The sequence below is a fragment of the Roseiarcus sp. genome (assembly GCF_052145395.1).
Lineage (GTDB): Bacteria > Pseudomonadota > Alphaproteobacteria > Rhizobiales > Beijerinckiaceae > Roseiarcus.
This window is the reverse complement of record NZ_JBKQOT010000172.1, coordinates 1-9,945: the sequence shown is the minus strand read 5'-3', so window position 1 is coordinate 9,945 and position 9,945 is coordinate 1. Positions and strand designations below refer to the sequence as shown.

The 9,945-nt window shown below is 65.6% G+C and carries 10 protein-coding genes; 5 read left to right on the top strand and 5 right to left on the bottom strand.

Features of this window, described 5'->3' with window-relative positions; genetic code table 11:
• Positions 1–276: 276 nt before the first annotated feature.
• Both rpmG and ACLP25_RS06115 read right to left on the bottom strand, forming a co-directional pair.
• On the bottom strand, positions 277–444 hold the full coding sequence (gene rpmG / locus ACLP25_RS06120) for a 50S ribosomal protein L33 (protein ID WP_422312862.1): 168 nt from the start codon (positions 442–444) through the stop codon (positions 277–279).
• A gap of 155 nt (positions 445–599) precedes the next feature.
• A complete protein-coding gene (locus tag ACLP25_RS06115) occupies positions 600–1,151 on the bottom strand; it encodes a hypothetical protein (protein WP_442468340.1) in 552 nt (183 codons plus the stop codon).
• 276 nt (positions 1,152–1,427) lie between these two features.
• Between ACLP25_RS06115 and ACLP25_RS06110 the strand changes: the two genes are divergently transcribed.
• Positions 1,428–3,068: a long-chain fatty acid--CoA ligase gene (locus ACLP25_RS06110; protein ID WP_442468339.1), complete on the top strand. Its 1,641-nt coding sequence runs from the start codon at positions 1,428–1,430 to the stop codon at positions 3,066–3,068.
• Positions 3,069–3,150: 82 nt separating this feature from the next.
• Here ACLP25_RS06110 and ACLP25_RS06105 read toward each other — a convergent pair whose 3' ends face one another.
• The 3 genes from ACLP25_RS06105 to ACLP25_RS06095 all read right to left on the bottom strand — a co-directional run bounded on the left by ACLP25_RS06105 (position 3,151) and on the right by ACLP25_RS06095 (position 7,328).
• Positions 3,151–3,864, bottom strand: a complete 714-nt coding sequence (locus ACLP25_RS06105) for an MgtC/SapB family protein (RefSeq protein ID WP_442468338.1) — start codon at positions 3,862–3,864, stop codon at positions 3,151–3,153.
• Between the two features lie 805 nt (positions 3,865–4,669).
• The gene (locus ACLP25_RS06100) at positions 4,670–5,110 is read right to left on the bottom strand and encodes a gamma-glutamylcyclotransferase family protein (RefSeq protein WP_442468337.1); all 441 of its coding nucleotides are present in this window, start codon (positions 5,108–5,110) and stop codon (positions 4,670–4,672) included.
• A 4-nt stretch (positions 5,111–5,114) separates the two neighbouring features.
• Complete coding sequence (locus ACLP25_RS06095; protein ID WP_442468336.1) at positions 5,115–7,328, bottom strand: RelA/SpoT family protein; 2,214 nt, start codon at positions 7,326–7,328, stop codon at positions 5,115–5,117.
• 323 nt (positions 7,329–7,651) lie between these two features.
• Between ACLP25_RS06095 and ACLP25_RS06090 the strand changes: the two genes are divergently transcribed.
• The 4 genes from ACLP25_RS06090 to ACLP25_RS06075 form a co-directional block, all read left to right on the top strand.
• Positions 7,652–7,927 (top strand): YARHG domain-containing protein, encoded by a 276-nt coding sequence (locus ACLP25_RS06090; RefSeq protein ID WP_442468335.1) that lies wholly within the window; start codon positions 7,652–7,654, stop codon positions 7,925–7,927.
• 3 nt (positions 7,928–7,930) lie between these two features.
• A complete protein-coding gene (locus ACLP25_RS06085; protein WP_442468334.1) occupies positions 7,931–8,428 on the top strand; it encodes a hypothetical protein in 498 nt (165 codons plus the stop codon).
• A 144-nt stretch (positions 8,429–8,572) separates the two neighbouring features.
• The gene (locus ACLP25_RS06080) at positions 8,573–9,022 is read left to right on the top strand and encodes a YidH family protein (RefSeq protein ID WP_442468333.1); all 450 of its coding nucleotides are present in this window, start codon (positions 8,573–8,575) and stop codon (positions 9,020–9,022) included.
• An 82-nt stretch (positions 9,023–9,104) separates the two neighbouring features.
• Positions 9,105–9,945: sulfatase-like hydrolase/transferase (locus ACLP25_RS06075; RefSeq protein WP_442468332.1), on the top strand; the 841-nt coding region annotated here is incomplete at its 3' end.

Genomic DNA, 9,945 nt, shown 5'->3' with positions numbered 1-9,945 from the left:
CCCCTCGTCCGTCCCCTCGCGTTTCCGCTGCGATCTCTGCCGGGATTATGCAGAGTTCGGGACGAAGCGCCAGCGGCCGGATTGACCGCGTCGCCGACGCGCGGAATGCGCGCCGATATGTCAGGCCGAGGAATGTTGAGGCGCCAGCGTGCGCGGCCGCCGGATCACTAGCCGGGCGAACCGCTTCTCCCGGCCCTTCTTCGCCTCGGAACAGGGAGCCGACAAAAAGGGCGCCCCGAGGCGCCCTTGAACAGCCGGCTCCGAGGATGGGGCCTACTACTTGATCTTGGTTTCCTTGAACTCGACGTGCTTGCGCGCCACCGGGTCGTATTTCTTGAAGGTCAGCTTCTCGGTCTTGGTGCGGGCGTTCTTCTTGGTGACGTAAAAGTAGCCGGTGTCGGCGGTCGACAGCAGCTTGATCTTGAGCGAGGCGGCCTTGGCCATCTGGGTACGGTCCTTGAACGACTGGCGCGAGCCCGCGCCGGAAACGGCAAACGCCCGCGGGTTCCGCGGGCGGATTGGAGCGGCAAAATAGCCAGGCGCGGCCCGAAGTCAAGGCCACGCCATCGCCGTCGCGATCGCGATCCGCGCCGGGAAACTCAATTCCGGAAGCTGACGATCTTCGGAATGGACCCCGCGATGAGGCAGCCCTGCTCAACGCCGGACGGCCGCTGCGTGCGAGGGTCCGGATACGACCAGTATGTGAAGTATAGCGATCCAGGCGTTGCGACTGCGAGGCGCTCGAGTTCCTGAAACGGGCCCGAGTTGATCGCGCCAAGCTGGGGGACGAGATTGATGTCGGTTCGGCCGCCCATGGTGTGCGGGACTGCATGCCCGCGGTGAAAGCGCTTCCCGCCCACGGTATTCGTGAGCGGGTGGCCTTTCATCCTCGTTGCGATGATCGCGCGCGGCGAGGCGTCTTTGCCTTTGCTAAGCCCCCACGCCGCGATCAATCGCTCAGCCGCTATGTCGAACAGATAGGAAAATCCTTCGTCTTTTGTTTCCACGACGTCGTATCCACGGGTGATGCGGCCATAGTCGTTCAGCCAAGCTTCGACCAGGCGCGGGGCCAGCCTCGAAGCCACAACGGCGTCGGTTAAAGGCGGACTCAATCCTTGCAGGATTGCCGTGACGTTGGGGTAGCTCAGCATGAAAACCTCGCGCGCCCGATTACGCTTATCGTAATGGAAAATTGCCAGTCGGTCGAGGCGGCGAGCATTTGCTGTCGCTCGGGCGCCAGTCGGTGAGCGCCTGCTTGCCCAGCGCGCTCAATGGCGTTCGATGCGTTTGGCGCCGCCGTTGCCAACGAAAAACATTCGGATAAATTCGCTTCAGGCGTCGCCGGTCGGCCCGGAAGGCCGCCGGCGAACGCTTTTCGTCAGCTCACGCCTATGCGACCGGCGCGAAAGCGCCGGCGGGAGGAAACTGTGCTTGGACTGATGCAGCAGCGTCCGCTCTTGATCTCGGGTCTCGTCGACTACGCCGCCACATGGCACGGCGAACGCGAGATCGTCTCGCGCGATCCCGAAGGCGCGATCCATCGCTCGAACTACGCCGAGGTCGCCGAGCGCGCGAAAAAGGTCGCCCGTGCGCTCGACGCGCTGGGCCTTGAAGCGGGCGACCGCGTTGCGACCCTCGCCTGGAACGGACACCGCCATCTCGAGCTCTACTACGGGGTCACGTCTTCGGGTCGGGTGCTGCACACGGTCAATCCGCGCCTCTTCCCCGACCAGCTCCACTACATCATCCATCACGCCGGGGACGCCTACGTCTTCTTCGATCCGGTCTTTGCGCCGCTCGTCAACGAGCTGGCGCCGCGCCTGCCGCTGGTGCGCGGCTGGGTGTCGCTCAGCGACCGCGCCCATGCGCCCGCGGTCGAGGTTAGCGAGCTACTCGTCTACGAGGAGCTCCTCGCCGGCGCGTCGTCCGATTACCAATGGCCGCTGCTCGACGAGAACGCCGCCTCGACGCTCTGCTACACCTCAGGGACGACCGGCAATCCGAAGGGCGTGCTCTACAGCCACCGCTCGACCCTGCTGCACGCCTTCGCCGCGTGCGCCGTCGACGGCCTCGGCCTGTCGGGGCGAGATTCGTTCCTGGTCGTGGTGCCGCTGTTCCACGCCAACGCCTGGAGCGTGCCGTTCTCCGGGGCGATGTGCGGCATGAAGCTGGTGCTGCCGGGGCCGAAACTCGATCCCGAGAGCCTGTTCGCGCTCATGGCGGAGGAGGGCTGCACCAAGTCCGGCGGCGTGCCGACGGTGTGGCTCAACTTTTTGGCCTGGATCGAGGCTCATCGCGACCGGCTCGACCTCGAGAAGATCAAGCTGAAGACGGTCCTATGCGGCGGCTCCGCGCCGCCGCGCGCGATCATCGAAAAGTTCCATGACCTCCTCGGCGTCTACGTGCTGCACGCCTGGGGCATGACCGAGACGAGCCCGATCGTGACGACCGGCGCGCCGCTCTATAAGCACGCGGACCTCAGCGGCGCCGCGCTCGTCGACATGCAGGTCCGACAGGGCCGGCAGGTGTTCGGGGTCGAACTCAAGCTCATCGGCAGCGACGGCCGGGAGCTGCCGCACGACGGCGTCTCGGTCGGCGAATTGAAGGTGCGCGGCAACTGGATCGTGTCCGGCTATTTCAAAGGGGAGGGCGGTCAGGTGATCGACAAGGACGGCTGGTTCGGCACCGGCGACGTCGCAACGATCGACCCCGACGGCTATGTCCAGCTCACCGACCGCCTCAAGGACGTGATCAAGTCGGGCGGCGAGTGGATTTCCTCGATCGAGATCGAGAACCTCGCCATGTCGCACCCCGACGTGTTCGAGGCCGCTGTGATCGCCGTCGCCCATCCTGTGTGGCAGGAGCGGCCGCTGCTGATCGTGCATCCGCGCGACGGCCGCACGCCGACCAAGGAGGCGATCCTCGCGTTCCTGGCGGAAAAGCTGCCAAAATGGCAAATGCCCGACGACGTGGTGTTCGTCGAAGGCCTGCCGCACACCGCGACCGGCAAGCTCCTGAAGACGGAGCTGCGCCAACGCTTCCACGGGCATCTCGCGGTCACGGGCTAAGCAGGATTGCGGGACTCGCGCTTTCCTGGAGGGAGCAACGATCGCGTCTGCGAAGCGCGGTTCGAGGAAACAGCAATCGGCTTTAAGCCTGCACCTCGCTCTCCCAGTTGGCGTGGACCACGCCGGGCAGCTTCTCCAGCGCGCCGATGACGGCGTTCAACTCGTTCGGCACGACCGAAGTGGCGACGAGCCTGGCGACGATCTCCACCGTTTCATCGCCGTGCTCATCCGTCTCGACGTCGGCGACCGGGTAATGCGCCGCCTCCAGCGCGTCGATCAGCGCCTCGCGGATTTCGCCCTCCTTCTGCGGGCTCACCGTCAGGCGGACCTCGTAGGTCGCCTCGCCACTTTCCTCGTCGAGCGGAATGCGGTTGATCCGGTTGACGATCGGCCTCAGCAGCGTGTTGCCGGCGATGACGAACCCGGTCAGCAGTGCGGATTCGACGACGAGGCCCGCGCCCGCCGCGGCGCCGACCGCGGCCGAGCACCACAGCGTCGCCGCAGTGTTAAGCCCCCGCACGTTGATCCCCTCCTTCATGATCGCGCCGGCGCCGAGAAAGCCGATGCCCGAGACCACGTAAGCCATCACCTGGGTCGAGGCCGGGCCGCCGACCCGAAGACCGAAGTCGACGAAAGCCGCCGCGCCCACCGCCACCAGCGCGTTGGTCCGCAATCCCGCGGACCGCTGCCGATATTGGCGCTCGGCGCCGATCAGCGTGCCGAATGCGAAGGCGGCGGCGAAGCACACCGCGCTGTTGATCAGCGCGTAGAGGTCGAAAGTAGAGAGGAAGCGCATGCGTCGGGGCCCGGTGGGCGGATTGACTGCCGCCGTCGTCGCATGGAGCGCCGCCAGTGTCGAGCCGCTCCAGAACCGAGCTCGATCGGATCGGTGGGACGAGAAATTGGGAAGGACGCCTACACCCATCGCCCGGGCCGAAGTTCGTTCAACGGGGATTGCGGCCCCGAAGGGGGTATTCGACAATACAGACGGTTTGATTATTTTATTGCAGTTTATCAGAATTTATGCTAGGGTTACCAAATGGGCCGGGACATCGCGAGGGGCTCGAGCGCCGCCAAAGGCTCCGAAGCCTTTCGCAGAAGGCTCAGGCCGCCACAAGACAAGGGACTCAGCGCGCCTCCGGTCAGCGCTGTGGCCGCGGTCCGGCCGGGGTGATCGGCGCCGGTCCGCGTGGAGCGGGGCTTGCCCCCACTCGGCGGAGAAAGAAGGGATTTCGTGACAGAAATCGGCGCCTAATGCTTTGAGAAGGCTCGATCGGCGCCAGAACTGCAGGCTGTCGGCTGGCCTCAGGCTCTCCGACCACCAGCGCCCGCCGGCTGCAGCGCTTCGAGCGCCGCCAAAGGCTCCGGAGCCTTTCGCGCGAGGCTCAGGGCGCCACAAGACAAGGGAGTCAGCGCCCTCCGGTCAGCGCTTTGGCCGCGGTGTTTGCAGGTGCGGCCCGGGGTGATCGGCGCCGGTCCGCGCGGAGCGGGCAGACGTGCCCCCACTCGGCGGAGAAAAAAGGGATTTCGTGACGGAAATCGGCGCCTAATGCTCTGAGAAGGCTCGATCGCCGCCAGAACTGCAGGCTTCTTGACCGGCCTCAAGCTCTCCGACCGGCGCCCGCCGGCTGCAGCGCCTCGAGCGCCGCAATCCCCTCGCGGGGCAGGTTTGAGGCCCGAGCCCCGGCGAGGACCCCGGCGATGTAGTCCGGGTTGGCGACGCCGGGCCCGCAATTGGCGCCGACATAGACGAGCGCCCGCTTCGGCCCGCCAGGGCCGATGACCGGCTGGACGATCTTGACGTAGAGGCCCTTGGGCAGGCCCTCGTAGCGGTCGAGGGCAGGGATGTCGCCAAGCGCGAGATCCCACAGGACCCCGTGGACGGCCGAGCGTGGGGCGCGGACGACGGTGAGCCAGCCCTCGCGCATGATCGCCAGTTTGTGGCGCTCGAGCCGGGCTTTTCCGATCGGCTTCGAGCGCGGGCAGCGGCGCGCCATCGCCGCCGCCTCCATGTTCGAGCCATAGGCGAAATAGAGGGGCATCGACCTAACCGCTCAGTCTTTCGACCTTGTGGACGACGCTCTTGCCGCGGAGCTCGGCGAGGATCGCGTTCAGGTGCTGGATGTCGCGCACCTGCAGGTCGATGCGCAGGTCGCGGAAGTCCACTCCGCTAGCCGCCGACGAGACGGCATCGATGTTGGCCCCGTATTCTCCGATGATCGTGGCGATGACGCCGAGGGCGCCCGGCTCGTTGAGCATGGTGATGACGATCTGGGTCGAATAGACGGCCTTGTCCGCGGCCTCGAGGTCCCAGCGTACATCGAGCCAGCGGTCCGGCTCGTCGTTGAACGCGGCGAGCGCCGGCGAGTGGATCGGATAGACGGTGATTCCCTCCGGCCCGCGGATCCCGACGATGCGTTCGCCCGGCACCGCCCCGCCCTTCGGGGCGAACCGGACGGTCGTGTCCGGGTCGAGTCCGCGCACCGGCGCAGGAGTTGCGCCTCGCGCCGCCGCGGGCTCGGATTTCCCCGGCGCCCCCGGCACGCGGAAAACGAGGTTGGCCGCCTTCGGCAACTCGAACCAGCCGGCCTCGTTCTGCGGCACGGCCGGGCCGGCCTTGCGGTCCTCCTTGAAATCCGGGTGGACGGCGCGCACGACGTCGCTGGAATAGATCTCGCCGCGCCCGACCCCGACCATGATGTCGTCGATCGAGGCCCGGGCGAGCCGGGGCAGGGCGGCCTTTAGCTTCGATTCGGAGAACTTCTTGCCGGCCCGCTCGAAGGCGCGCTCGATGATCTGCCGCCCGAGCCCGCCGAACTGCTGCTTGGCCGCCTCGCGGGTGGCGCGCCGGATGGCGGCTCGCGCTCGTCCCGTGACGACGACGCTGTCCCACGCGGCCGGCGGCGTGCTCCGCTCCGAGCGCGAGATCTGAACCTCGTCCCCGTTCTGCAGCACCGAGATCAGCGGCGCGATGCGCCCGTTGATTTTGCAGCCGACGGCGGAATTGCCGATGTCGGTGTGAACGGCGTAGGCGAAATCGATCGCGGTCGCTCCGCGCGGCAGCGCAATCAGGCGGCCCTTGGGGGTGAAGCAGAATACCTGATCGTGGAACAGTTCGAGCTTGGTGTGCTCGAGGAACTTTTCCGAGTCGTCGCTCGCCAGCGCCTCAATCGTTTGCCTCAGGCCGCGGTAGGCGCGGCTTTCGCTCACCCCCGGCGTGTCCGGCCGGCCGTCCTTGTAGATCGTGTGCGCGGCGATGCCGTATTCGGCGACCTCATGCATCTCGTGGGTGCGGATCTGCAGCTCGACGCGCTGGGTTCCCGGACCGATCACCGTGGTGTGGATCGACCGGTAGTCGTTCTGCTTCGGCGTCGAAATATAGTCCTTGAAGCGCCCCGGTACGGCCGGCCAGGTCGTATGGGCGACGCCGACCGAGGCGTAACAGTCGGCGACCGTGGCGACGAGAATACGGAAGCCGTAGATGTCCGACAGTTGCTCGAACGCGATCGAGCGCCGCTCCATCTTCTTCCAGATGGAATAAGGCGTCTTCTGCCGGCCCTGGACCTCGACCTTGATGCCGCGGCGGACGAACTGGTCGGTGAGCTCCGCGGCGATGCGAGCGATGAGCGCGCCGTTCTTTGCCTTCATCGCTTCTAGGCGCGAGACGATGAGCTTGTAGGCGTCCGGCATCAGGCAGCGGAACGAGAGGTCCTCGAGTTCGCTGCGCATGCTCTGCATGCCCATGCGGCCGGCGAGCGGCGCATAGATGTCGAGCGTATCCTGGGCGATGCGGGCGCGCTTGGCCTCCGGCATGTACTGGAGGGTTCGCATGTTGTGCAGCCGGTCGGCGAGCTTGACCAGCAGCACGCGCGCATCGTCGGCGATCGCCAGCAGGAGCTTGCGGAAGTTCTCGGCCTGCTGGGCGTGCTTGGTGACGAAGTCGAGCTTGCCGAGCTTGGTCAGGCCGTCAACCAGGCCACCGATCTCCTCGCCGAACGCCTTATCGATGTCGACGCGGGTGATCTCGGTGTCTTCGATGGTGTCGTGCAGCATCGCCGCGACGATCGTCGCGTCGTCGAGCTTGAGGTCGGTCAGGATGGCCGCGACTTCGAGTGGATGCGAGAAATAAGGGTCGCCGGAGGCGCGCTTCTGCGTGCCGTGCGCCTTCATGGCGAAGACGTAGGCGCGGTTGAGCAAGTCCTCGTCGGCGTTCGGATTGTAGCGGCGGACCCGTTCCACCAATTCGTATTGCCGCATCATCGCCGCTGAGTCTCAACCGTCTCCCAAGCCGAACAGTCGTAGGGCTCGCGCGCGCGGAGCGACCAAGACGATTCGACTGGAGTTCTGGGGCGCGCAAATGGCGAACTGCCCGGACCGACCGCGTCTTGCCGCACGCTTCAGCGCAGGCCTCATCCGATCATCGGCCGTGGAAGGCGCGTTCGCAAGCGCAAAATGGCCGGACGCGGCGCCGCGGGAAGCGATCCGACTCAGCGCTGGCGGACCTTCTGGCCCTCTGCACAGGCATGACATAACATCGCGCGTGAGGCGCGACGGCGCGGTTGAGCGAGGGGGGTGGCCCGAGAATGAAGAGATTGGTGTTCCTGTTCTGCCTTGCCGTGGTCGCTGTGGACGGCGGCCCGCCGCCGGCGGCTGCCAGGGAGGCGATGACCTGCGACCGTCTATGGTACAACCGGACAGCGATCTACGCCAGACGAGGGATGTGCTTCAAGGACGAGCGCGCGCTCAGAGTCTTCGGCCAGAGGTGCTTTCGCCCCTATGGGAAGCTGCCTTTGAGGGATCAGAGGCGAGTGGACAACATCAGACGGCAGGAGCGCCGGATGGACTGCGATGCGCAGTAGGCGATGGCCGAACCTCCGTCAAAGACGCAGATCCTCCTGGCGCGTGTCGCGGTTGCGCTGATCGTCGGCCTCGCCGCCGCGGGCGTCGTCTGGTACGGCGTGTCGACTGAGGAACTGAATCGCCTGTGGCGGAACATCGTTGCGCGGCCTGGCGGTCCGATGACATTCCGCTTCCTGCTGCAGCCGGCCATGGCCGCGCTCGCCGCGCTGCGCGACGGCGTCGCCGACGCGCAACTCGACCGCACGCCCTATCTGTCCGCAATCCTCTACCGCGTTGGAAGACGAAGCGGCCGCCTTTGGGAGGGAATCGTGTCGACCGCGCGGATCCTGATCCTTGGCGTCGTCATGGACATCGTCTATCAGCTTGTCTTTCTCGGCGAGTTCTATCCGGCCGAGGCGGCAATCATCGCTGTGCTGCTCGCGTTCGTTCCTTATGCCCTGTTGCGGGGTCCGATCGGCCGGATCGCGCGCCATTGGGGAGCGCGGCCGACCTCGGGTTGATCCCGGCGCGCCCGGTCACGGCGGCGCCGGCCGCCATCTTGCAGGGCTTCGCGTCATATGCTCTGCTGCGCCGGCTGGGAAGCGGTGGTCGATTTGGTGTCCGTGGCCGCGCCGGTTGATCGAAATCGGTTCGAGAGGCGTCAATTGGCCAGTCCCGATCTCAAGCTTGACGTCAACACGGAGCTTGCAGCGCGCCGGACGGGCATGGCGTTTCAGCGCACTCGCCTGGCCGAAGACCGCACCCTGATGGCGGTGATCCGCACCGCCCTGTCGCTGATCGGCTTTGGGTTTACGATTTTCCAATTCTTCCAGCGGCTCAGGGAGCAGGATGTCATCGCTCGGGCCCATGCGCCGCGGAATTTCGGTCTCGCGCTGGTCTTCCTGGGCGTTGTGATGCTGGTCTTCGGTATTGTCTACCATGTTCAGTTCATGCTCGGTCTTCGTCGGCTGCGGCAGTCGATGCGACAAGACGGCCTCGTTCACGGCGAGACCGTCTTTCCGGTGTCGCTCACCTTGATTACAGCGATCCTGCTGCTCGCCGTCGGGGTGGCGGCGATCGCCGGCATGGAGTTCGACATCGCGCCCTTCGGCTGAAGAGCGTTTGGCGGAAAGGCGGCAGTCTCGCGGAGCTGGTGAGCCGCGTATTTGGATTTGACGTCGATAACGGGAGAGGGAAATGCCTGAAGCCAAGAAACCGAACATCCTCATTCTTTGGGGCGACGACATCGGCTGGTGGAACATCAGCTACAACAGCCGAGGCCAGATGGGCTACCGCACGCCAAATATCGACCGAATCGCCAACGAGGGCGTCGCGTTCACCGATTACTACGGCCAGCAGAGCTGCACCGCGGGGCGCGCCGCGTTCATCACCGGCCAGAATCCGATCCGCACCGGCCTTACCAAGGTCGGCATGCCGGGGGCCGACGTCGGATTGAGCACAGAGGATCCCACCATCGCCGAACTCCTCAAGCCGCTGGGCTACAAGACAGGTCAGTTCGGCAAGAACCACCTTGGCGACAAGGACAAGTTCCTGCCGACAGTGCACGGCTTCGACGAATTCTTCGGCAACCTCTACCACCTCAATGCGGAAGAGGAGCCGGAGGACCCCGACTACCCGAAGGACCCGGAGTTTTTGAAACATTTCGGGCCGCGCGGCGTGCTGCACTGCAAGTCCGACGGCAAGGGCGGACAGACGGTCGTGGACACCGGGCCGCTGAACAAGAAGCGGATGGAGACCATCGACGATGAGGTGACCGAGCGTGCGCTCAAGTTCATCGACGAGGCGCACGCGGCGGACCAGCCGTTCTTCCTCTGGTACAATACGACGGGCATGCATTTCCGCACGCACCCGGCCGCCAAGCACAAGGGCAAGAGCAACGGCCAGGGCGACTACAGCGACGTGATGGTCGCGCATGACGAGCACATCGGCCAGATGCTCGCCAAGCTCGACGAACTCGGCATCGCCGAAGACACGATCGTCATGTATTCCACGGATAATGGCGTGCACTACAATTCGT

Excerpts from the sequence above, each read along its gene's own strand:
- ACLP25_RS06105 (WP_442468338.1), bottom strand. The coding sequence starts at position 3,864 with ATGCGCTTCCTCTCTACTTTCGACCTCTACGCGCTGATCAACAGCGCG.
- ACLP25_RS06085 (WP_442468334.1), top strand. The coding sequence starts at position 7,931 with ATGGCCGAACCTCCGTCAAAGACGCAGATCCTCCTGGCGCGTGTCGCG.
- ACLP25_RS06100 (WP_442468337.1), bottom strand. The coding sequence starts at position 5,110 with ATGCCCCTCTATTTCGCCTATGGCTCGAACATGGAGGCGGCGGCGATG.
- ACLP25_RS06095 (WP_442468336.1), bottom strand. The coding sequence starts at position 7,328 with ATGATGCGGCAATACGAATTGGTGGAACGGGTCCGCCGCTACAATCCG.
- ACLP25_RS06115 (WP_442468340.1), bottom strand. The coding sequence starts at position 1,151 with ATGCTGAGCTACCCCAACGTCACGGCAATCCTGCAAGGATTGAGTCCG.
- ACLP25_RS06090 (WP_442468335.1), top strand. The coding sequence starts at position 7,652 with ATGAAGAGATTGGTGTTCCTGTTCTGCCTTGCCGTGGTCGCTGTGGAC.
- rpmG (WP_422312862.1), bottom strand. The coding sequence starts at position 444 with ATGGCCAAGGCCGCCTCGCTCAAGATCAAGCTGCTGTCGACCGCCGAC.